The sequence below is a fragment of the Pseudomonas purpurea genome, from assembly GCF_039908635.1.
In the GTDB taxonomy this organism is placed as follows: domain Bacteria; phylum Pseudomonadota; class Gammaproteobacteria; order Pseudomonadales; family Pseudomonadaceae; genus Aquipseudomonas; species Aquipseudomonas purpurea.
The window spans coordinates 3,022,912-3,044,765 of the sequence record NZ_CP150918.1; the positions used below are offsets into that span (position 1 = coordinate 3,022,912).

The window sequence follows — 21,854 nt, forward strand, 5'->3', positions numbered from 1 at the left end:
GGACTTACTGGCCGAAGGGCAGCCAGAAGACGCTGGTCAAAGTGCCGAGCAGGACTGCGACTGAATAGGGAAAAGGCTTACCTGCCACTTCATCAACCGCTGGCGAGAAATAGGCCCTGGCTCTCAACATCAACCAGTAACGCCCCACGGTTTGCTGTACCTGACCACGCACAAACACAATCAATATTCCGCACAGACCGCCGGCTATCAGGCTGAAAAGCGCAGCCCAGAGCGCGTCGCGCGGAGTGAGAAAGGTGCCGACCATGGCCATTAGCTTGACATCGCCGGCAGCCATCCCCCCAAGCGCGTACATCGGGAGAAAAACGGCAAAACCGATCAACATGCCCAGCGCTCCATAACCCAACCCGAGGACACCCGAGGTGTAGACCTGACCGGCCAACCCCAGCCCCAAGCCTGACAAGACCAAGAGGTTGGGAATGCGGTGACGGCGAAGATCGCTCACCACCGCAATACCCAGCAGTCCCAGCAACGATGCAATAGCAACTGACTGCTCCATGCTCATGACTGCAACCCTCAGTGGACGGTGTGGTGCTAGCAAGTGGTGCCTTTGACTGCACAGCCCAGGCTGGTAATGGCTGTTTTTACGTTAGTGCCCAAAGTGATAAATGCTGCGACAGCGCCCAGCGTTATCAACCCACCTGCCACCGCATATTCCACAATGGTCAGGCCATCTTCGTCTTTGATGAATTTCACTACAGAAGTCTTGATCGATTGCAGATTCATTTTGCTCACCTCGTTCAGTGTTTTGTTTTTAGAACAGTACTTCTCGCACTGCCTGGGTGAACATTAGTCAGAAGTGCAACGCAGGGGTTAGGAGTTTTTTGCTGATCGTTAGGACTTTATTGCGGTATTACCCACGGAACAAAAATACTAATCGCACGACCTGAAACAACAACGAAAGAGTTCAACGGCGAACAACTTGCAAACAACGTTGCAACTGATTCGCATGCAATGCCCGGTCGTGCTCCGCCGCCATGCAACGGCGCGAAACAGCGCCATCACGCCGAGAGCGAGATCGCGTGTAACGGTCTAAGCAAGGGGTTTCTTATCAGGATTTGATCTTCTCGCGCGCGACGCAGCGACAATACTGGTCAACGAGGAAGAAATATCAGGAGCGCAGCCAGGACAATGAAGTCCGACTCGCCAGGAGACCGGACTGTTGGAGTGTTCATCGCGTCATGCGTCTAGCTTGCAGCGGCGGGCTGAAAAGACTCCACCTTGTCCGAACGGGATCACGGTTAAAGAACCAGGCAGAGTCTATATGATGCATTTTGATCCTCACGACACGCCCCTCAGCCTGATGGGAGGTGTTCGTCACCGCCGCGCCCCAGAGGGTAGCCAGCGGCTAGAACACACAACGTGGCCAGCGACGTACGGTGCTGAGCTAACACGTGGTGCCTTTGACTGCACAACCCAAACTGGTAATGGCAGTACTCACGTTACCGCCAAGTGTTACGAAAGCCGCCACGGCACCCAGTGTAATCAGGCCACCCGCTACCGCATATTCCACAATGGTCAGGCCCTCTTCGTCCTTGATGAATTCCAGCACCGAAGTCTTGATCGATTGCAGATTCATTTTACTCACCTCATTTAAGTGTTATTTGCCGAGACGGGTACTTAGTGTGCCGCCTGATTGAATCCTAGTCAGGAGAAACAACGAGGGTTAGGAGTTTCTTGTCGATAACTAGGACTTTTTTGCGGTGATACCAGAACAATAAAAGCCGTAGCGTTGACATGGGTAACCGTACCGTAAAACTCACTATCAGGAATCATTTACAAACAAGACTGAAACCAACCACAAGGACCGTAATGGATGAAAGGCGTAACCAGAGCAGGTTCGCAGCAGCTCTCAGGGTTTGATCCTTCGGGCTCATGACCTGACGACGAAACTGCCAGGCGAGGTCAAGAACGCGAGGAACAAGGAAGGAATGAGAAAATGAAACCTGAGCCGGCCAACACGCCATTTCTTTTATGGTTCGACCTCACCCGGGATCGATCGGCCGAGGCGTTGGTCGCACATTTTCGTTCGACCTGTGAATGTCGACTGGCAAAGGACGCCGCGTTGTCCGAGCTTGAAGGAGACCGGCAACCAGACATGGTCTGCATCCATTATGACCGCCCTGACATGCCGGGCCTCAACCTGTTGCTGGAGATCAAACGCAGGTCCCCTTCCATACCCATCGCCATGTTCACCGTGCAGCACTCCGAAGAGCTTGCCGTGTGGGCCATGCGTTCCCGCGTCTGGGAGTACATGGTGCTGCCCCTGTGCACTGCCGAGAAAGACCGCTTTCTGCACGCACTCCAACAGCTCTGCGAACTGCGCCGCAGCACTCACTTCCACGCCAAGAAACCGCTGATCGAGCACGGCCCGTCCCTGCCGGACAGCATCCGGCTGACCGCCGAGCACCACAAACACCAGGCACTCAATAATGTACTGCTCTACATCGACCAGCATTTTCGGGACAGCATCGACCAAAAAGAGCTGGCTAAACGCTGCGGCATGACAACCTTTCGCTTCAGCCGCCTGTTCAAGGAAGTCAATGGCCTGGGATTCATGGAGTACATCCTGAGCAAGCGGATGGACTACGCCAAGGATCTGCTCGACAACAGCCAGATGCCCATCACCAGCATCGGCTACGAAGTCGGGTTCAAGGACCCCTCTTACTTCGCCCGTGCGTTCAAGCAGTTTGCCGGGTGCACACCGAGTGAGTACCGCCAGGTGCGCCGTGCCGAAACGCCCGCCGCAGCACCTGCATCGGTGGAGGAACTGACAGAAGTCGTCGAGAGCCTGCAACTTCGCGCCGAACTCTGACGGGTGCGATACAGTCGACCTGCTCGCCTCAAGCCTCAGATAAACCGCACACCCGGTTTGGCCCGTTCATCCACGGTGAGTTCGAACACGTCCGGGCGCGCATAGTGCCCAACCACGTCGTAGTCGTAGCGGGCGCGAATCAGCTGGTCGGTGTCGATTTCGGCCGTGAGTAACCCGGCGCCGCCCAACAGCGGCCCGGCGAGTATGTCGCCCATCGGCCCGACGATCACACTGCCTCCGGCAATCAGCGGACGCTCGGCCGGCCAGTGAGCGATGTCCAGGCCCAGCGCCTGCGGTGAATCCTGAACCTGGCAGGCGCTGACCACGAAGCAGCGGCCTTCGTGGGCGATGTGGCGCATGCTGACGTGCCACATTTCCCGCTCATCCACGGTCGGTGCGCACCAGACCTCCACCCCTTTGGCGTACATCGCGGTGCGCAGCAGCGGCATCATGTTTTCCCAGCACACGGCGGCGCCAATCCGCCCGACCTTGCTGTCGATGACCGGCAGCGTAGAGCCGTCGCCCTTGCCCCAGATCAGCCGTTCCGTGCCAGTGGGCATCAGTTTCCGGTGTTTGGCCACCAGCCCGCCAACCGGTTCGATGTACAACACGGTGCAGTACAACGTGCTGCCGGAACGCTCAATCACACCCAGCACCAGGCTGGCCCCGGTGCGTGCCGCCAAACTGGCCAGGGCCTCGGTTTCCACCCCCGGAACGTCGATGGCATTGGCGAAGTAGCGGGCAAACGCCTCGCGCCCTTCCGGCAGCCGATAACCCAATTGCGTGCCGAAGCTTTCGCCCTTCGGATAACCGCCAAGCAACGCTTCCGGCATGACAACCAAACTGGCTCCGGCGTCGAGAATCGCCTGTTCGTAGGAAAGAATCTGCGCCAGGGTTTCGCCTTTGCCACCAGGCAATGAGCCGATTTGCAGTGCAGCAACGATGGAGGTGGGCATCGCGGTAACTCCCTGAACATTGAGGTGTTGCTCATTCTCCGGCCGCCGTCGATCATGAATAAAGCCCCGTTCACTTCAATATGATATGAGTCACATGAATATCGCGGACATCGACCTCAACCTGCTCAAAGTCTTTGAAGCCCTGCATGACGAATCCAGCGCCAGCCGTGCCGCGTTGCGTCTGGGGGTCACGCAATCGGCCATCAGCGCGGCGTTGCGACGGCTGCGGGCGGTGTACGCTGATCAACTGTTTGTGCGCACCGGCCGAGGCCTGGCGCCGACACTGCGAGCCAATCAACTCAAACCGGTGATCAGCGAGGCGCTCAACAAGTGCCGGCAAAGCCTGGCCATGGTGGACCCAGCGGCCAGCCACTACGAGGGACGTTCGGTCACGCTGGGGTTGTCGGATGATTTCGAGATTGCCTACGGCCGTCGTCTGATCGAGGAGATTGCCCGACGAGCGCCCAGGCTGCGCTTGATCTTCCGCCAGACCCACAGCCAGATTGTCGCCACCGCGTTGATGGAGCGCAGCATTGACCTGGCGATTACCGCCGGAGGGTTTGCCCAGCGCCTGCTCAGCCGTGAAGTGCTCGGTGAAGGCGATTATCGCTGCCTGGTGGACCCGCGCAGCCTGGCGCCGGGGCAACAGGCGATCAGCCTTGAGGAATTTGTCAGCCGCGAGCACATCCTGGTGTCATCTGGCGGGTTTATCGGGATCACCGATGAAGGGTTGGCGGAGTTGGGCCTGAGCCGACATGTCTGCGCCTCGACCACGCATTTTGCCGGACTGCCCTATTTGCTCAAGGGCAGTCAGGCGGTGGCGACGATTCCGGCCCATGCGGCCCGGCACATTGCCGCCTTCACGGGGTTGGCGCTGCTGCCCTGCCCGTTGGCCCTGCCGCGCTACCCGATCGAGCTGGGCTGGCGAACCAACGCCCAACCGGACCCGGTGCTGCTGAAGGTACGCGAAGCGATTGTGGCCAGTTTTACTACTTGGCCGCCATCAGGCGATTGACTTCACTGCGCACCATGTTGGCAAATTCCGGTGGCGACATGCTGTCCAGTTCGGCGCGTACCCACTCGGCCCATTTGCCCTTGCGCTTGGAGCGTTCACCGAACAAGCGGGCGGCCTCGCCTTTGGACTTGCCCAGGTTGCTCTGCCAGAGGTCGAACAGACGGGACTTTTCATCTTCAAGCGCTGCGCGCTCTGCCAGGGGCTTGTCGGCCAGATTGAAGCTCATGGGAGTTACCTGCTGCGTAAAATTGGCGACATCTTACACTGTAGGTGGAATTCTCTGAGTCTGGTTTTTCCGCTCGCCGTGTGCAGCTGCGCAAAATGGCTGCAACTTTTCAGCACGCGGCGAACTCCATTGTTCACTGCCCATTCACTGCAAGGAGTCACCCAATGGCCCGCAAAAACGCCAACCACGCCGTCGAGGACCAAATCAAGGACCAGGCCTTCAGCGAGCTTCAGGCGCTGATTGAAGAATCGGACAAGTTGCTCAAAAGCAGTGCTTCACTGGTGGGTGAAGAAGCGGAGAGCCTGCGCGGCCAGATCGCGCTCAAGCTTCAACATGCACAAGACGCGGTCTCCAGAGTGCGTGAGCGGACCAAACCGGTGGTCGACGCGACCGAAACCTACATTGGCGGCCACCCTTGGCAGACCGTGGCGATCTCCGCCGGTTTTGGTCTGGTGGTGGGGTTGTTACTGGGGCGTCGTTGAACACAACGCAGAAAAACGGCGAACTGTCAGTTAAAGAAACTCTAAAACCCAAGCCAGTCTCGTGTGGGAGCGGGCTTACTCGCGAAGCTAACGACCCGGTTCTTCTGATGCATCGCATCATCGTTCTTCGCGAGCAAGCCCGCTCCCTCATTGGGTTTGCGCCTTACACACCTGCGAGTTCGCGCAACTGCGCCAGCGTCTGGTCATCGAGGTGAATGCCTTCGGCAGCGGCTTTGGCCCGCTCGTTATGGCGGCGATCACCCGGCAAACGCTTGAGCCCCACGCCATGCATCTGCCGCACCAGCTCTTGGCTGCGTTCGGCGAAGCTCTGCCCGGCAGCCTTGCTCGGGTCAATCACGATCAGCAATTGACCGGTCCAGGGCGTTTTGGCCCCCGGATGGTTCGACCAGTCGAACTCAAACGAAAAGTTCCCACCGGTCAACGCGGCCGCCAGCAACTCGACCATCATCGACAACGCCGAGCCCTTGTGGCCGCCGAACGGCAGCAAGGCACCGCCCTCCAGAATCGCTTTCGGGTCCTGGGTTGGCTGACCGAGGCTGTCCACGCCCATGCCGGCCGGCAGGCGCTCACCCTTGCGGGCGGCAATTTGCACGTCACCGTGGGCAATGGCGCTGGTGGCCAGGTCGAAGACAATCGGGTCGCCATCCGCCCTGGGCGCGGCAAACGCAATCGGGTTGGTACCGAATAACGGCCGGTCGGCACCGTGGGGCACCACGCAGGTCATGCTGTTGACCACACTCAACGCCACCAGCCCTTCATAGGCGAACGGTTCGACATCCGGCCACAATGCGGCGAAGTGATGCGAGTTGCGGATCGCCAGCACCGCAATGCCGGCACTGCGGGCCTTTTCCACCAACAGTGGCCGGGCGGCCGCCAACGCCGGTTGCGCAAATCCGTTACCCGCATCGACACGGACAAAACCCGAGGCCACATCCTCCACCACCGGCACGGCTTTGCCATTGACCCAGCCACTGTCGAGTGTCGACACATAACCGGGCATGCGGAACACACCATGACTGTGGGCGCCATCACGTTCAGCACCGGCGCAGTTCTCGGCGAGCACCCTGGCCACTTCCGCCGACGTGCCATGGTGCAAAAACACCTGGGTCAGCAACTCGACCAGTGCTGTGAAACCGAGTGATGAGGTTTTCGACTTGACGGCCATCTCGGGCGATACAGACATCTGAAGCTCCAGTTTTATTATTGAATACGGGCAACAGCGTGAGTCCGGGTTGTTCAACAACCCGCAGAATCTTGTCGATTAAGTGCTGTTTTGCAGGCGTTCTGTCAAGACTCACGAGCGCCCAGCCACACCCAGCAATATGTAGCGCACATGAGCCGGCGCTTGCCCCTACTGTTTTTCCTCACCCACACACCGCCATCACTGACAGATGGCCACCGGTCGAGGAACCACCATGACAACCGCCCTACTGCCTTACTTCTTTGACGAGGCCGATAGAGCCTCCTACACCCGTGAACCCGGCGAGCGCGAGAAACAGCTGGGTTTCACCACCGCCGACCTCAAATGGCTCAAGCGCGTGTACTTGCCCACCCACTCAACCCGTATCGAAGACGCCGACCCGATGCAGGTCAGCCAGGTACTGCTGACCCCGCCGGGCAAGAGTCCAATGCCATTGGCCGGGGCCTTTGTGATGAGCCGGGGAGACAGCGGCGAAGTGGTGCTTTACACACCCTCTCGAGGGCTGATGAAGTTTGCGAGTCAGGGTGACGTGAACAGCAAGCTCCTGGAGTGGTTGAGCCAACCCGCGATCAAGGACGAACTCCTGCGTTTTCTGTCCATCGAGCAGCGGCATTCATTGCAAGCCGTCAGCGCACCGGCGATCTCGACGATGAAGATCGAGGGCGCCGTGTTTCAGGACCAGGAAAACACCCTGACGCTGAACCAGTCGCAGAACGTGAAGACGATGCTCGCTGAACTCATTCAGACACCGACCCTGCAATCGATGCTCGACGACACGCTGAACGTTGCCCTGCGCAAACGCTTTACCGCGCTGGATCAACGCCACACCCGCATGGGCAGCTTTGCCTCCCCGGCGGCACGTGCCGATCAACGTCCCCTGTCGTCGATGACCCTCAGCGAGGCTGTTCTGCACGTTTACCTGACCAACCATTGGCCAGAAGGCGAACTCAGGTACTTCTCCAATCCCAGACAGGCCACCCCCCGCGAGGACGATAATCAAGCGTGGGAGGCGACACTGAAGGAGGTCGCACAAAGTTTGACGCCACGCCTGCTTAGCCTGCTCGAAACGTTCTGGAACAGTCCGATGAGTACCGGGGTTGCTCGTTCAGATTTCTTCGCCAGCAGCATGAGCGATGCCTTCTGCCTGGAACTCTTGCTCAAACGCCAACAAGGCGTACTGAGCGCTGAAGAACATCAGCGGCTGATGGGTGCCTGCCACCCGACCCGCAACCTGTCGGCAACAGGTCACGGGGTTCACGTTGAAAAGGTCCGGGTCAGAGCACCGTTCAAGCATCACGTGGAACTGGCCACGACCCTGATGCTCAGCACGCCCGAGGACTCAAGCGCGAACGCTTTCATGTACAACCACGCCCGGGGCATCGAGGGCGCCACCCCGTTGTCGGAAATCCGCGCCACGGTGTTAGCAATGCTTGGAGCCGTCGGGCATGAAGACAACGCGCTCGACTACCTTGCCCTGGATGAACGCGACACCCTGTTGACGCTGGCTCAGGCTGAACGAGAGGTCATCGGGGAACCCATAGCGGGATCGGTATTCGAGCACTTGATGGCTCAGGTTCTGGCCAAGCAAACACAGAACCTGAGGTACGCCTTGGGCCGCTACCGAGAGAGTGAAGGCGCCATGGACCCAGGGGCATTGATGGACAATGCGCTGGATGTGCGCAGCTTGATCGACAAACGCTTGCTGGACTTCGACGCTGCCGGACGCTGGAGTACCCGTGTGGATCAACGCTGGAGCGGCCAACCAGCCACTGTCCGCGCCGAGTCTGCCAGGCAGCTGTCGGCGCAACTCTCCAGCATTGGCGCCTCGCTGGACCTGGAGTTTGAAAAGCACCTCGTGTTACCCGATCCGCTGAAGAGTGTTGATGACCTGAAGCTCGCCACAGCCCCGTTCCTGGAGCTTCTGCCTGCAAAACTCGCGCATACCCTTGCCGTGTCATTGCGCAGCGAACTCAAACTGCGAACCCTGAGCCACACATTGAGTGCCAAGGATCAGGCCCTCATCAATACGGTACTGGACAGCCCCGCGCGCGATCAACGTGCCGCACTGAACGGGTTTCTACCCGATGCCTTCTCCCTCGCCGTCACGGCCGGTACTTCCCCGACCGTGTTGAACCTGGCCAATTGCTTCGTGCTCACGGAGCGCGGTGGGCTGGACCCGGATCACTCGGGCAGGGCCATTTTGTGGACGCCTGCACTCGGTTTTGAAGCCTTCGCCTCAGCGGCCCCATTAAAAGCGCAATTGCAAAGACGCCTGCTGGATGAGGACACACGCATGAGTGTGCTGGAGAACCTTGAACGTCGCACTCTGGTGGCTCAGCAGACGTATACCCTGGCACCGCTGCAGGTTGTTCGCGAAAACCTCTTCAATTATCTGCAAAAACCGTACGCCCAACTGGACAGCGTGCCCATCGAACGCGCATTTGCCTCGGCGCTGCCCGAGCCCCTGCTGAAAAAACTGTTGGCGCTGATGGTTTCACGAACACCGGCAACCGGGTTGACGCGTGGGTTGAGCATTGCCCAGTCGCTGATCACGCAACAAAAACTCCCGGCCTGGCTGGCGCAGGCACCCGTCGCCGATCAAGTGCTGCATGCCGAGTTGCTTGAGCAGTACCTCAATCATGCGCCGGGCGACAAAGACTACCTGACCGGCCTGAGTTCCCTGGCGAGCACGGCCCGGGAGGCGCTGAAAAAACAACTCAAGGCTGTCTTTCCACGAGACGACATTGATCCGGATAACGTCGAGTTGCAGTTCAACCCGCGCCTGACCACCACAGGGCAGACCCAAACCCTGACACAGTTCGCGCTGACCCATTTTGACGATCTGGACGCTGTGCCGATCAAACAATTGAACGCCCTCGACACCAGCACTCTCCCTTCGGGGATGGACGTGGCCTATGTGAAAAAACTGGTCCGCAACCTGAAACTCGGTCAGCTCCAGCAAACCGTCCTGGATACGGCGTTTGCCTCGGGCAGTGCGGATGCCCAGTCGCGCAAAACCCGGTTCATCCACCAGTTCCCCTGGCAAATGTTGCACTACGCCCATTCGGAAAAACTCCAACAGCGTCTCAGCGCAACCGGGCTCAGCTTCATTGCGCAAATCATGAACCTGCCCGACGCCATCGCGCGCGCGTCAGTGGACGGGGTTGACGCACTGATCAAACCGCTGGAGTTGGTCGCCACGCCAGGTGCGCAAGCGGCCAGGGCGCTCGGCCTCTATCTGATCGGGCCACGCGAAGGCAAAAGCGGTCCTCACATTCTGTGGGCCCCCTACAGCCGCACGCATGGACTCAAGGAGTATGAGAGTGAAAGCAGCCTGCTGGATGAGCTCAACGTAAAGGGCGCGCTGCAGGATTGGGTGCTCAAATGCCTGCCCATGGCCGTGCGTGCCACCTATAAAAACCTCTGGGCGCTGGGGGGCAGTCAACCCAGGGAAATCAAACTGGCGTCCAACCCGGTCACTGGGAACCTGCTCACGCTGTTATTCGATGACAACGCTCAGTTACTCAAGCAACTGCTCGGCAGCCAATCGGACCCGGACACCAAGAGCGACTGGGAAACCGTCACACACGTGTTTGTCGACACGCTGGAGCAGGCCTTCACGTTTATGAGCGGCAAACTCGCGTACCCGTTGACCGTGTGGCACAGCTATCGCGAGATCAAAGCCTCCGCCGAGGCCCTTCAGGAACACAAATGGGGCCGCGCGCTCAAGGCGTTCATCAACGGCATCGCCCAACTGGCGATGCTGCGTCAGTCAATGGAGGATTCACCAGCGGCCCCGGAGGCCGAACCCGACCCGTCACTGGAACCCCCAACGGCCCGACGTCAGTGGCAGGACATTGACATCACCGCCCCCGACCGAACCCGGCTGCACCGCCATGAAAGCACCGATGTGGCACTGAGCGCCCTCACGCCTGACACCGCACGAGGCCTCTATACCCACCCGACCACACAGAAGCATTACGCGGCAGTCGACGGCAAGGTGTATCGCGTCGAAAAGCGCGGCACACCGTGGTGCATTACCAGTGACAAGGGGGATGGGCCGCTTCTTCGGCAGCTCAACTCCCGCCAATGGACCTTGGCCACTGCCCCGCCACCACCACGCTACAGCCTGGTCAAACGCCTGAGGACACGCTTCATCCGCCAGGGCGCGATGAACGTCGAAGCGACCGGTATGCACTCGATTCGCCAACTCTACCCGGTCAGGGCCCGGCTGATTGATGAAGGGCTTGATCTTGCCACCACTTACGCCTGGAACAGCTTCCAGAACCTCAGGCTAGTCAAGACACATGCGCAACAAACGACGCGGGTGCATGTACTCCTCAAGGACTTTCTGGGAGTGCCCGCCGTACTGCCCGACCATGTGACGATGCTTGAAAAAGCCATTGGTGACGTGTTTGGCGCCTTGCTGGACGCAGAGCTCAGGGCAGTCAATTCCAAGCGTTTTGTCGTCGGAACCAGCCGTGAGGACACCGACAGTGTTTTTGCCTTTACCATTCCGGATGACGCCGGACGCAAACTTCACCTGTTGGACAAATTCTTTCTCCCAAGGCTTGACCACTACCGTAACTACATGACCGACGTCGCCTTTCCCATCAGTGCTCATGCCAGGGCGGTCACGCTGATCCACGAGCTTTCCCATATCGCCAGCAACACTCATGACATCTCTTACATGGACTCCCACAAGCCGTATGTCGACCTGCTGGAGACGACCAGCACGCGCGCCTTGGCGCTCAAAGACAGGCTGGCTGAAGTCCAGCGCGAAGCGCTGTCGAGCCGTACGCCCATTAACAGGCTTTTCCGGGTATTCAACCCACACAGTGGTGCCTGGGAGGATCTGGGGAGTACGACCTATGAAAATTCCAACGATGCCTTGAATCATGTTCTGACACTGACCGGCCAACCCAATCTGGCCGCCGCCCGAATCACATTCATGACCGACCCGCTGGTACGGCTGAAAGTGCAACTCGGTAACGCCGATTCGGTGTCCTGGCTGATCAGCCATCTCGGACGCCAACTCGACATCAGCACGCCATAACGCCAGAGACTTGAGGCATCTCGCAGGGCATTGACGTAAGGTCGGTGCCTTGGGCCTGATGCCATAACGGTGACCGTCGTTGCCTGGACTTTTTTTTCACGCCCGGTGTGAATAATGCTGAACCGGCCGTGTTTTCAGGATCTTTGAGTGAAAATAAGCGCCAAGTTGATGTTCATTGGCCATGACACAGGTTCTCGCCGCCCGCCCATGAAGGTTAGAATGCAGCAAATCAGGACGAGTCAATGAGCGAACAGACCCTCTCAGAAGCCGAATACGACGCTGTCACGGAAGCCGCCGCCCAGTGGTGCATGCGTCTGCACGCCATCGACTGCACGGTCGACGAACGCCTGGCATTCAAGCAATGGCACGATGCCCATCCCCTGCATGCATTCGAATACGAAGCCATGCTGGAAATCTGGGACGTGGCCGACCACCTGCCCCGCACCGAAAGCGCCGCGCCCCCCGCTCAGCTCAAACCCCAAACACAATGGCGTACCTGGGGCATGGCCGCAGCGGTCTGCCTGATTACCCTGCCATTGGGCGCCTACACCGGCTGGAACCTGGGCTGGGTACCCAGTTCCTATGAACGCTTTGAGGCAGACAGCCGCGTGCGTCAGGTCACCCTGAGCGACGGCAGTGAAGTTGAACTCAACCTGGGCACCGTCCTGACGTACAGCAATTACAAGGACCAGCGCCGGGTCAACCTGAAAAAGGGCGAAGCCTTTTTCAAGGTCAGCCATGACACCCAGCACCCGTTCGTGGTCAAGGCTGCGGCCGGCCAGGTGCGTGTGACCGGCACACAGTTCAATGTCTGGATGTACCAGGATCAGGTCCGCGTGACCTTGCTCGAAGGCTCGGTCGTGGTCAGCAGCAACGACACCCGCCCCGGCGATGGTTTCCGGCTCGGCCCCGGCATGCAGGCACGCTACAAACAGGGCGACTACGAGCCGCAGATCAGCCAGACCTACGCCAGCGATACGTCCCTGGCCTGGCGCTCCGGCAAGCTGATTCTCGACAATCTTGCGCTCGACGATGCCTTGCCGTTGATCAACCGTTACCTCGGTACACCCGTGATGGCAGCCGACACTGCGACCGGTGCACTCCGTATCGGTGGTATCTACAACATTAATGACGTGAAGAACCTGGTGCCCTCGCTGCCCAAGGTTCTGCCGGTTTACCTGACACGCAACGAAGACGGCAATCCGGTATTGAACGCCATCCCGCAACGCCCTCTGAAAAACTGAAGGCCGCGTCCCCAAGGGGAAGCGGCCTTCTGTCTTGCTAGCCAGGATTTACTTCAGCGCCATGTTCGTGCGCGCCTCCTCGCCCTCTCGTAATGCCTGCAACCGGTACTCAGGGTCTGCCTTGATCTGCTGCTCGGTAAAGGGCAAATCGCTCAACTGCTTGCGCGAGAACGCCTGCGTCTGATCGTTCGCGTGCCGCGAGGCCGGATCGCTGGACAGTGAAAACGCCAACAGGCCCTGCGCATGCGGCCCCGTCTCATCGAACGTCACCACTTGCAGGTAACTCGTGCCGCTGACCACTTCACGCTGACCGTTTTCGCCCGGGACGCTTTGCATGGCGTTGTACACCCCAAGCTCCCCGGCACCACCGTGGATGGGCGTCTGCTCGGCACCCTGGGTCACCACTTGAATCTCGCCCCAGCGACTGTGCTCGGTCAGGCCGGTTTTTTTGACCTGCTCCATCGACGCCAGCATGGCACCGCGTAACGCATCGGCCACCTCGGCCCGGTCGACGCTCAAGCCTCGCGGGGTGTGTTGTGCATTGCCAGGATCGAACGGCACGCGCCAGCGATCAGGCGTTTCGTCCAGGTGTTCCATGATGTTCTGGAAGTGCACCCAGCCCAGACCGCTGTCCAGATTGGCGGTGCGGTCCCAGGCCTTGAGGCTGGCACACAACGGCACCAGCGTGGCGGCATCGGTTCCCAGGCCCGCAGCGCAGAACTGCAACAGGTCGGGCATCACTTGATCGGCGAGGTAGACCTGATCGTCCATCACCATGTGCAGCAAATCAGCAGATTTGATCGGGCCGACAGCGCTCAAACTGCGCAGGCGATCAAGCGCAAACCGCGCGCGCGGCCCTAAGGGTTGTCCGTCCTGGCTGATGAGCGGCGAAAAACCTTTGAGCGGTTGCACCGGGTTGACCATCCAGGCGGAATCGTTGGAGTGCTGCACAAAGTCACGACGCAAGAGTTGTGGCAGTTGGCTGGCCGGGAAAATCCCTTTCTGGGCAGCCTTGGCATCAATGTCCCAGGCGCAACCGCTGCGGGAGCCATCCAACACAATCATCTGCAAACCGGCGTTCGGGTCACTGCAGGTCGCAAGCTTGGCCACGGAGACGTTCGGTACGACCGACAGGTTCATGTACAACGTCTGCCCCTGATCATCCACCGCCAGGGTATTGACCCAGGGAATGCCCTGGATCTTGTGCACCGAGGCCTGGAAATCCTTGAGATTGCGCGCCTGGTTCATCGCATACCATTGCTGCAGGACACGGTCGTTTTCCAGGTTGGCGTCACGCAGGCTATAGGCGAACTGATGGTCCCAATCCAGTTTGCCGGGCCATTGCACGACGGGGCCGAACACCGAGCTGTAGACCTCATGGGACACCGTTTCGGTCTGGCCGTTGGCCTGTTGCACCTGCACGCTGACGGTCTGTTTGCTCAAGGGCGTGGACTTGCCATCGAGCAGGTAGCGGGTGGAATCCTTCGGATCGAGCTGCAACCGATAGAGGGTGAAGTGCTTGGAGGCGTCGACGGTATGGGTCCAGGCCAGGTGCTGGTTGAAACCGATGTTGATCAGCGGCAAGCCAGGCAATGCCGCGCCCATCACATCCAGCTTGCCGGGAATGGTCAGGTGCATTTGATAGAAGCGCATGCCGCCCACCCACGGGAAGTGCGGGTTGGCCAACAGCATGCCGCGACCGTTGAACGAACGTTCACTGCCAATGGCCACGCCGTTACTGCCCCGGTCGAGGGCAAAACGCTGCTGGCGTGACGTCACCAACGCGAAGGCCTCTGATGACACCGACGCCTGAGCGAGCGCCTGAGGCGGTTTCGCACCGGCCAGGGCTTCAGCAAACTGCCCGACCCCGCCTTCGACCAGCAAACGGCGAGTCAGCTTGACCAGGTCCTGCGTCTTGATCGGCCGCACCCACGCGCCCTGACACTGCGCCGGCAAGCCTTGTGCCCGCTGTTCTGCCAATGAGCGGTTGTAACCCGCGACATACCCTTCGATCAGTTGGCGCACGGCCGGTGTTTGCGCCTGCCAGAAACCGGCGACGGCCTTCGGGGTATTCAACCAGGTGAAAAACAGGTCGCTGGCCAGGTTCTCGCGTTGCTCGATCGTGAGTTTCTCGGGCCCAAAGTAGCGTGAACGCTCGCCGTTGACCGTGACGATCTCGTTGGCCAGTAAACACAGATTGTCCTGAGCGTAGGCGTAACCGATGCCGTAACCCAGGCCTCGCTCGTCGTTGGCTCGAATGTGCGGCACACCGAAACTGGTACGACGAATCTCGGTCGTGGCCGGCACCGACTCGCTGCGCGCGTGCGCCATGACGCTCAGTCCCAGCAACAAGCCTGCGAAACACAACCTGGGTAACTGTCTGGAAATAATCACGCTGACTCCTGATCGAAAAATAACCAGGGAGGGCGCGCAGTGGAAAACAGGGACACCGGGCCCAGCCTGGAAAAGACCGCACGTCGGTTTAGCAGCAACATGCCTTGTCCTAAAGACGAAGCAATCGCAGGAAATTTAGGCGCTTACGTGCAATGGCCATCGGCTCTTGACCTGTTTCAAACGTGATACGAACAAAATTTCTACATTCAGGCCTTCATGATTTGCCTGACTCGTTCGTCTTAGTAACTGAGAGCACCCATCACATCTTCATGATCCGGCTCTGGAAAAGGAGTTTTTTGTATGTACAACTCGCACTTGCCAACGGAAGGCCACCACGTGTCAAACGGCGCTCCCCTGAACCTCAATGTCGGCGTATTTGCCAAAAGTCCCGAGCGCCAGGGCAATGAGCGCATCAGGTTCCTGCTTAAAAGCTTCGGCCTGCGCACCAGCCTCATCCGCCTGAAAGTCATCGACGCCCTGCTCACGGCAGCCCAAAGCGATCGCTCGCTGGGTGTACGCGGCGTACACAGCCATTTGCTGGAACTGGATATTCCCTTGTCGTTTCTCAGTGTGCGCGAAGTCTTGAAGCGCCTGTGCAGTGAAGGCGTCATCACGTTGAACCCGGACAAGAGCTACAGCCTGCATCCGCAGGCCGCTGCGGTGCTCAACACGAAGGACTAAACGACAGCGCCGGCGTTCAGGGCTTGACCTTGCGGCGCATTACGCCATTGACCACGACGACGATAACCGCCACGCCGATGGCGATGTACTGGAACAGCGTTTCGCTGATCATGCCCGCGTTCTGCATCCAGGTAAGGCCAAACATGATCCCCAGTACCACGAGGGAGATCAGAATCGAGTATTTCAAACGTTGCGACTGGGTCATTGCGGGTTCCTGAACCTGAAAATGTGTATCCGGTTTGTGTCGTGAAGCATGCCAAGTCCCTACCCTGTTTCGGGGATAAGCGACGGCAAACGAGGTCCCATGTTACAGCCCGGGAAGCGATTTTGCTTCACCACGGCGTCAACCTGAGGATTGAGACATGTTCCGTCGAATCACACTGCTGATTCCCCTGCTGATCACCCTGACCATGAGCGGCTGCGTATTTTATCCGCGAGGCGGCCACGGCTATTACCACGGCGGCCCTCATTACTACAACGGCGGTCCGGTTTACTACGAACACCGGTAATCCATGCCTTGAGCGTCTGCGTAATGTCGGGTTGACGTGCCGTGTTAACAACCTTGTCGATAGTGAACAACGGCCCGCCATTGAGCGGGCTTTTTCGTTCTGATCGTCATGCTTTAACAACCGGATTTATATTTATAAACACAATATCCGCGACATATACCGATAACTATTACTGCACTTTGCCACCTGTGGCTTATCGAGTTTAAAGACTACTCTTACTTCAGCTGCTTACCGAAAAACAAGCGACACCACTATTGACAGGGACGTCATGTTTAAACCTCTTATTTGCATCGGCATCGTCCGAATATCAGGCTTCTGCCTCGCTATCACCTGCTTTGAACTGCTGACCTACATGGCCAGCGACATGATCATGCCCGCCATGCCGCAAGTCACCCATGACCTGGGTGCCAGCGCCGGGCACATTCCTTTTGCCTTCAATTTGTACTTGCTGGGCGGTGTGCTGCTGCAATGGCTGATCGGGCCATTTTCCGACTGTTTTGGTCGCCGCATCACCCTGTTGATGGGAGCCGGGGCCTTTTCCGTTGCCTGCCTGGCGGCGGTCTGGGTCGCCGACATTCACGTGTTCAACCTGATTCGCCTGCTTCAGGGCATGGGGCTGGGATTTGTCATCGCTGTCAGCTATCCCGCCCTTCAGGAAGTCTTTTGCGAGGCGGACGCGGTGCGCATCATGGCGGTGCTGGGCAACATTGCGCTGCTGTCTCCGCTACTGGGGCCCACTGCTGGGCAGCGTGCTGCTGACCTGGATGTCCTGGCGCGAACTGTTCCTGTTACTCGGCGTTTCAGCCGCTGTTGTCTGGCTGGCGCTGTATGCATTCATGCCCGAAACCGTCGGTGTACGGCGCCAGGATGGTCAACGCCTTGAACCGACGCCGTTTGAATTTCGGGCGATTGTGCGTCGCTACCGCACGCTGCTGAACAATCAGCGATTCGTCTGTGCATGCATGGCCTTGGGGCTGATGAGCCTGCCGCTGATTGCCTGGATCGGCTTGTCGCCGTTACTGCTCATTCACGGGCAAGGCCTGTCGCCGTTTGAATACGCCTTGTGGCAGATCCCGGTGTTCGCCGCGATCATCGTCGGCAATCTGTTGCTCAATCATCTGGTTAAAAGCACTCCCTTGCACCGGTTGATCCAACTCGCACTCTGGCCGTTTTGTGCAGGGCTTGTGGCGCTGGTGATGACCAGCCAGTTCCAACTCCCGGTATTCGTCCTGGTCAGCGGCCTGGCGCTGTACTGCATTGGCCTGGGCCTGAGCAACGCGGCGCTGTACCGGGTTGCACTGTTCACCAGCGACGACAGCAAAGGCCTGGTGTCGGCCCTGCTCGGCATGATTTCCATGGCGGTAATGGGGGGCGGAGCGTCGTTGCTGGCGGCCCTGGGGGCAGGCGCCTCACTTCAATTGTTCGCCCTTGAGGTCGGTCTCGCCGGTTTGCTGGCGCTGCTGCCCTTGAGACGTCTGCTCGCCTCTCACTCCCGCATTTATAGTTGACTCAATCAAAAAAGGATTTTTGATGATCTGTTTACCCCACACCGATGCGTTATGCGCACTGCCCTTGCCCTACGGTCAGACCTGCGTACCTGAGGGTTTATTTGAACGGGCCATGCACGAAGTCAGCCTGTTCCATTGCCACCACACTCCCGGTTACGAACATTGGCTGGAGGCCAACGGGCTTGACGCCCTGGCGCTGGAAACGCTGGACGACTGGTCCCGACTGCCACCGCTGTATGCCCACTACTTCAAGCGACGGTTACTGCTCAGCGACACCGGCGAGGATGCACTGGAGCTGACCTCCTCCGGCACCCATGGGCAAAAAAGCCGGATGCGTTACGACGCACGCAGCATGCAGGCGGCGCAAGGCATGGTCAGCCGCATCTTCAGCCACTATGGCTGGGACACCCCTGACACGCCGTGCAATTACCTGCTGCTCAGTTATGAGCCCGTGGGAGCAACCACACTGGGAACCTCCTACACCGACCAGTTCCTGTGCCGGTTTGCCCCGGTGAATCGGGCCGTCTACGCGCTGCGCTCCACCGGCAGTGGTCACGCCTTTGATCTGTTCGGGGTGATTCGTGCCCTCCAGGAGTTTGCCGAGGAAGGTTTGCCCGTGCGCATTTTCGGCTTCCCGGCGTTCCTGTGGCACACGCTGCAAAGGATGAGCGACCTCAACACCCCCACCCAGGAACTGCATCCCGACTCACTGGTGTTTCTGGGCGGAGGCTGGAAAACCCAAGCCAGCGAAGAGGTGCCCAAACCCCAACTGTATGCCAGCGTGGCCCGGCAATTGGGGATCGATATCAGCCGTTGCCGTGACGGTTACGGCGCCGTGGAACACGCCGTACCTTACGTCGAATGCGTGAACCAGCACTTTCATGTGCCGGTGTATTCCAGGGTTTTCCTGCGCGACCCGGTGGATTTCAGCGTGCAACCTTACGGCCGGCCCGGCCTGTTGCATTTCGTCTCGCCCTATATCACCTCAAGCCCCGCACACTCGGTTGTCATGAGTGACCTGGCGACCCTGCACCCCGCCAGTACCTGCGATTGCGGTGCGGCCACCGATTGGTTCGAGCTGCATGGCCGGGCGGGAACCAGCGCCAGCCGTAGCTGTGCCATGGCGGCCTCCGAACTGATAAGGAGCGCCTGACATGTACCTGATCAACGGCCAACTGCGTGACGACCTCACGCTTGAAACCGCCCTTGCACTCCTGCAGCCCTGCTTGCCGCAACTGCTTGCGTATCCACCCAGCCATCAGACCGTACTCGATTGCGCGGAGCGCTTTGCCCAACGATTGATGAGCGCAGATCACGACTTGACGCTCGATGACGATCAGCGTCAGGGCCTCATTGCCTTTTGCCAGCGCAGCACCCTGGCCGCCAAACTTGAGCGCGAACTGGGCACGCAGCCTGACTCACTGCGCCGTTTCGACTACACCCAGCCCCATTTCGAGCGCTGGTTGCCCCTGGGGCTGATCGTTCACATCACACCCGGCAATGCAGAGCTGCTGGGATTCTGTGCAACGCTCGAAGGATTGCTGGCCGGGAACGTCAACTGGTTGCGCCCCAGTTCCAGCGACAACGGCCTGAGCGCCCGACTGCTGGCGACCTTTCTTGAAAGCGACCCGAGCGACCATCTGAGCCCATACCTCGCGGTGATTCCGGCGGCGACTCATGAAATCGCCTCGCTGTGCGCGCAGGCCAACGGTGTTTCCGCGTGGGGAGGTGAAACCGCGCTCAAGGCGATCGCCCAACAGATCCCAAGCGGATGCCGCTGGATCGACTGGGGGCACAAAATCAGCTTCGCCTACCTGTCACCTGATTCGGCCTCACCGCAAGCGCTGGATGCGTTGGTCGACGAAGTCTGTCGGCTCGACCAGCAAGCCTGCTCCAGCCCGCAATGGGTGTTGGTGGACAGCGACACACCCGCCGTTCTGCAACAGGTCGGTGAACAACTGGCCGAGGCATTCAACCGCCGGGCCCACCACTGGCCCGCACTGACACCGACGGCTCAGGAAGCGTCGGAAATCACCACCCGCGTGGCGCTGGCCCGACTCGACCAAAGCTTCGCGGGCACCACGGGGCAGGTCTGGGGCGCGGCACAGTGGCGGATTGTCTGGGAACACCATCGCACGCTGGATGCCTCGCCCTTGTTCCGCACATTGTTGTTACGACCGGTGCCACGATCCTTGATCGCCGAGACCTTGTTGCCGTGGCGGTGCCTGCTGCAAAGCTGTGCGTTGATCTGCGATCCATCGCAGACCGCGCCACTGGCCGAGGCCCTGCTCCACGCTGGCGTCACGCGCATCGCCCCGCCCCGGTCCATCCATGACGGCTACGCAGGCGAACCTCATGACGGGATCTATGCCCTTTCACGCATGAGCCGTCGGGTGTCGGTGACCGTGGCTCCGGGGGTGCTGAGCCACCACGCAACGCTCGACAGCCCCACCGCGGTCCTGCCACCCCACGGCCCGGTGATGGACAAGGCAGCGCTCCTTCGCCAACCCGTCAGCCCGGCCGCCCGATTGTTTTTCCGTTCCGGGGGCAGCAGTGGCACGCCTGTGCTGGCGGGTTACAGCTATGGCGATTTCAATCGTCAGATGCGTGCCGCCGCCGACGGGTTGTTCAGCCTGGGACTGGACCCTCGGCAGGACCGGGCGATGAACCTGTTCTACGGTTCAAACCTGTATGGCGGGCTCATGAGTTTCAGCCGGATTCTTGAATGGATGGACGTTGTGCAGTTGCCCATGGGCGGCCCGACGGACGATGACTTCTCGGAAATTGCCCAGCTGATTGTCGACCAGCGCATCAACACCCTGGTCGGCATGCCGAACACCCTGCAGCGCCTGTTCCTGAGTGAACAACCGCGTCTGCGCGCTTATGGCGGTATCAAGAAGGTCTTCATGGGGGGCGAACATGCGGGCGAGTCCAGCCGTGAGTTGATGAAGCGCTGCGGTGTGACCACGGTCCGCTCCGCCCTTTACGGCTCGGTGGATGCCGGCCCGCTGGGTCATGCTTGCCCTGCGTCACCCGATGGGATTTTCCACCTGCTCGGCGATATCCAGCATCTGGAAATTCTCGGCTTTGACAACGACGCCCCGGCCGGCCCTGAAGTCGTCGGGCGCCTGATTTTTACCTCGCACGCCCGCGAGGGCCAAGTCGTCAACCGGTATGACGTTGGTGACAGCGGTCGCTGGGTGACCGGCGACTGTGGATGCGGCTTGCGAACGCCACGTTTCGAACTGCTCCGGCGACACGGAAAGCTACTGCGTGTGGCCTCGTACTTTCTGTCCACCGATGACCTGGCACAACTGGCGGGGTGTGACGTGCAAATGGTGCTTGATTACGACGCGAACGGGTCCGAATGCCTGTTGGTGCGCACGGACGGTGATGCCGAAGCGGTGCGCCAGCGTTTGATGAGCAACCCGAATATTTCAATCGCGGTGAACTCTTCGCTGTTGCAACTGACCGTTCACTCGGTGCCCAAGTCTTTATTCGAGCGACACCCGCACAGCGGGAAGTCGCCGCTGATAATTGACTTGAGAAAACCTCACCTCGTTAGTTAACGCCTTCGCTGTGCTCAATGATTCAGCGATCTATTAAATAGAATAAGACTCACACCATGATTTATTCAATTGAACAACTTGCCTTGCATGCCCGAACACGTTCGTTATTTTATGCTTCGCACTTTATCGACATACCCGAAGTTGATTTTAAACTTGAAG

General features: G+C 59.3%; 17 protein-coding genes and 1 pseudogene. 10 read left to right on the plus strand and 8 right to left on the minus strand.

What is annotated here, in order from left to right:
* Nucleotides 1–4 precede the first annotated feature (4 nt).
* The 3 genes from AABM54_RS13635 to AABM54_RS13645 form a co-directional block, all read right to left on the minus strand.
* Nucleotides 5–523, minus strand: coding sequence for a prepilin peptidase (locus tag AABM54_RS13635; protein ID WP_347900456.1), 519 nt, complete (start codon nucleotides 521–523; stop codon nucleotides 5–7).
* A 29-nt stretch (nucleotides 524–552) separates the two neighbouring features.
* Nucleotides 553–744 carry a Flp family type IVb pilin gene (locus tag AABM54_RS13640; protein WP_347900457.1) on the minus strand — a complete coding sequence of 64 codons (192 nt, stop codon included), beginning with the start codon at nucleotides 742–744 and terminating at the stop codon, nucleotides 553–555.
* A 661-nt stretch (nucleotides 745–1,405) separates the two neighbouring features.
* On the minus strand, nucleotides 1,406–1,597 hold the full coding sequence (locus AABM54_RS13645) for a Flp family type IVb pilin (RefSeq protein WP_347900458.1): 192 nt from the start codon (nucleotides 1,595–1,597) through the stop codon (nucleotides 1,406–1,408).
* Between the two features lie 360 nt (nucleotides 1,598–1,957).
* Between AABM54_RS13645 and AABM54_RS13650 the strand changes: the two genes are divergently transcribed.
* A complete protein-coding gene (locus tag AABM54_RS13650; protein ID WP_347900459.1) occupies nucleotides 1,958–2,833 on the plus strand; it encodes a response regulator transcription factor in 876 nt (291 codons plus the stop codon).
* Nucleotides 2,834–2,868: 35 nt separating this feature from the next.
* On the opposite strand, the gene AABM54_RS13655 is transcribed toward AABM54_RS13650, so the two are convergent.
* Nucleotides 2,869–3,789, minus strand: a complete 921-nt coding sequence (locus AABM54_RS13655; RefSeq protein WP_347900460.1) for a carbon-nitrogen hydrolase family protein — start codon at nucleotides 3,787–3,789, stop codon at nucleotides 2,869–2,871.
* An 85-nt stretch (nucleotides 3,790–3,874) separates the two neighbouring features.
* Here AABM54_RS13655 and AABM54_RS13660 point away from each other — a divergent pair, with 85 nt between their 5' ends.
* The gene (locus tag AABM54_RS13660) at nucleotides 3,875–4,804 is read left to right on the plus strand and encodes a LysR substrate-binding domain-containing protein (protein WP_347900461.1); all 930 of its coding nucleotides are present in this window, start codon (nucleotides 3,875–3,877) and stop codon (nucleotides 4,802–4,804) included.
* Here AABM54_RS13660 and AABM54_RS13665 read toward each other — a convergent pair.
* Nucleotides 4,779–5,030: a hypothetical protein gene (locus tag AABM54_RS13665; RefSeq protein ID WP_347900462.1), complete on the minus strand. Its 252-nt coding sequence runs from the start codon at nucleotides 5,028–5,030 to the stop codon at nucleotides 4,779–4,781. The two genes, AABM54_RS13660 and AABM54_RS13665, sit on opposite strands and share 26 nt — an antisense overlap.
* A gap of 164 nt (nucleotides 5,031–5,194) precedes the next feature.
* Here AABM54_RS13665 and AABM54_RS13670 point away from each other — a divergent pair, with 164 nt between their 5' ends.
* Nucleotides 5,195–5,512, plus strand: a complete 318-nt coding sequence (locus tag AABM54_RS13670; protein WP_347900463.1) for a DUF883 family protein — start codon at nucleotides 5,195–5,197, stop codon at nucleotides 5,510–5,512.
* A 163-nt stretch (nucleotides 5,513–5,675) separates the two neighbouring features.
* Here AABM54_RS13670 and AABM54_RS13675 read toward each other — a convergent pair whose 3' ends face one another.
* Nucleotides 5,676–6,716, minus strand: a complete 1,041-nt coding sequence (locus AABM54_RS13675; RefSeq protein ID WP_347900464.1) for an Ldh family oxidoreductase — start codon at nucleotides 6,714–6,716, stop codon at nucleotides 5,676–5,678.
* 232 nt (nucleotides 6,717–6,948) lie between these two features.
* Here AABM54_RS13675 and AABM54_RS13680 point away from each other — a divergent pair, with 232 nt between their 5' ends.
* A complete protein-coding gene (locus AABM54_RS13680; RefSeq protein WP_347900465.1) occupies nucleotides 6,949–11,790 on the plus strand; it encodes a DUF6543 domain-containing protein in 4,842 nt (1,613 codons plus the stop codon).
* A 242-nt stretch (nucleotides 11,791–12,032) separates the two neighbouring features.
* Complete coding sequence (locus AABM54_RS13685) at nucleotides 12,033–13,034, plus strand: FecR family protein (RefSeq protein ID WP_347900467.1); 1,002 nt, start codon at nucleotides 12,033–12,035, stop codon at nucleotides 13,032–13,034.
* A 48-nt stretch (nucleotides 13,035–13,082) separates the two neighbouring features.
* Here AABM54_RS13685 and AABM54_RS13690 read toward each other — a convergent pair whose 3' ends face one another.
* On the minus strand, nucleotides 13,083–15,428 hold the full coding sequence (locus AABM54_RS13690) for an acylase (RefSeq protein WP_347900468.1): 2,346 nt from the start codon (nucleotides 15,426–15,428) through the stop codon (nucleotides 13,083–13,085).
* A gap of 300 nt (nucleotides 15,429–15,728) precedes the next feature.
* On the opposite strand from AABM54_RS13690, the gene AABM54_RS13695 reads away from it, so the two are divergent.
* Nucleotides 15,729–16,109 (plus strand): fe2+ zn2+ uptake regulation protein, encoded by a 381-nt coding sequence (locus tag AABM54_RS13695; protein ID WP_347900470.1) that lies wholly within the window; start codon nucleotides 15,729–15,731, stop codon nucleotides 16,107–16,109.
* A gap of 16 nt (nucleotides 16,110–16,125) precedes the next feature.
* Here AABM54_RS13695 and AABM54_RS13700 read toward each other — a convergent pair whose 3' ends face one another.
* On the minus strand, nucleotides 16,126–16,314 hold the full coding sequence (locus AABM54_RS13700; RefSeq protein ID WP_347900472.1) for a hypothetical protein: 189 nt from the start codon (nucleotides 16,312–16,314) through the stop codon (nucleotides 16,126–16,128).
* Nucleotides 16,315–16,471: 157 nt separating this feature from the next.
* Here AABM54_RS13700 and AABM54_RS13705 point away from each other — a divergent pair, with 157 nt between their 5' ends.
* The 4 genes and pseudogenes from AABM54_RS13705 (at nucleotide 16,472) to AABM54_RS13720 (ending at nucleotide 21,695) form a co-directional block, all read left to right on the plus strand.
* Complete coding sequence (locus tag AABM54_RS13705) at nucleotides 16,472–16,618, plus strand: hypothetical protein (RefSeq protein ID WP_347900474.1); 147 nt, start codon at nucleotides 16,472–16,474, stop codon at nucleotides 16,616–16,618.
* Between the two features lie 268 nt (nucleotides 16,619–16,886).
* Nucleotides 16,887–18,126, plus strand: a pseudogene (locus AABM54_RS13710) (MFS transporter).
* Between the two features lie 22 nt (nucleotides 18,127–18,148).
* Nucleotides 18,149–19,279 (plus strand): acyl-protein synthase, encoded by a 1,131-nt coding sequence (locus AABM54_RS13715; protein WP_347900476.1) that lies wholly within the window; start codon nucleotides 18,149–18,151, stop codon nucleotides 19,277–19,279.
* Between the two features lies 1 nt (nucleotide 19,280).
* Nucleotides 19,281–21,695: an acyl-CoA reductase gene (locus AABM54_RS13720; protein WP_347900478.1), complete on the plus strand. Its 2,415-nt coding sequence runs from the start codon at nucleotides 19,281–19,283 to the stop codon at nucleotides 21,693–21,695.
* Nucleotides 21,696–21,854 lie beyond the last annotated feature (159 nt).

What these genes read in the sequence shown, in the direction of transcription:
- AABM54_RS13635 (WP_347900456.1), bottom strand. Translation starts at nt 523, where the DNA reads ATGAGCATGGAGCAGTCAGTTGCTATTGCATCGTTGCTGGGACTGCTG.
- AABM54_RS13640 (WP_347900457.1), bottom strand. Translation starts at nt 744, where the DNA reads ATGAATCTGCAATCGATCAAGACTTCTGTAGTGAAATTCATCAAAGAC.
- AABM54_RS13645 (WP_347900458.1), bottom strand. Translation starts at nt 1,597, where the DNA reads ATGAATCTGCAATCGATCAAGACTTCGGTGCTGGAATTCATCAAGGAC.
- AABM54_RS13650 (WP_347900459.1), top strand. Translation starts at nt 1,958, where the DNA reads ATGAAACCTGAGCCGGCCAACACGCCATTTCTTTTATGGTTCGACCTC.
- AABM54_RS13655 (WP_347900460.1), bottom strand. Translation starts at nt 3,789, where the DNA reads ATGCCCACCTCCATCGTTGCTGCACTGCAAATCGGCTCATTGCCTGGT.
- AABM54_RS13660 (WP_347900461.1), top strand. Translation starts at nt 3,875, where the DNA reads ATGAGTCACATGAATATCGCGGACATCGACCTCAACCTGCTCAAAGTC.
- AABM54_RS13665 (WP_347900462.1), bottom strand. Translation starts at nt 5,030, where the DNA reads ATGAGCTTCAATCTGGCCGACAAGCCCCTGGCAGAGCGCGCAGCGCTT.
- AABM54_RS13670 (WP_347900463.1), top strand. Translation starts at nt 5,195, where the DNA reads ATGGCCCGCAAAAACGCCAACCACGCCGTCGAGGACCAAATCAAGGAC.
- AABM54_RS13675 (WP_347900464.1), bottom strand. Translation starts at nt 6,716, where the DNA reads ATGTCTGTATCGCCCGAGATGGCCGTCAAGTCGAAAACCTCATCACTC.
- AABM54_RS13680 (WP_347900465.1), top strand. Translation starts at nt 6,949, where the DNA reads ATGACAACCGCCCTACTGCCTTACTTCTTTGACGAGGCCGATAGAGCC.
- AABM54_RS13685 (WP_347900467.1), top strand. Translation starts at nt 12,033, where the DNA reads ATGAGCGAACAGACCCTCTCAGAAGCCGAATACGACGCTGTCACGGAA.
- AABM54_RS13695 (WP_347900470.1), top strand. Translation starts at nt 15,729, where the DNA reads ATGTACAACTCGCACTTGCCAACGGAAGGCCACCACGTGTCAAACGGC.
- AABM54_RS13700 (WP_347900472.1), bottom strand. Translation starts at nt 16,314, where the DNA reads ATGACCCAGTCGCAACGTTTGAAATACTCGATTCTGATCTCCCTCGTG.
- AABM54_RS13705 (WP_347900474.1), top strand. Translation starts at nt 16,472, where the DNA reads ATGTTCCGTCGAATCACACTGCTGATTCCCCTGCTGATCACCCTGACC.
- AABM54_RS13715 (WP_347900476.1), top strand. Translation starts at nt 18,149, where the DNA reads ATGATCTGTTTACCCCACACCGATGCGTTATGCGCACTGCCCTTGCCC.
- AABM54_RS13720 (WP_347900478.1), top strand. Translation starts at nt 19,281, where the DNA reads ATGTACCTGATCAACGGCCAACTGCGTGACGACCTCACGCTTGAAACC.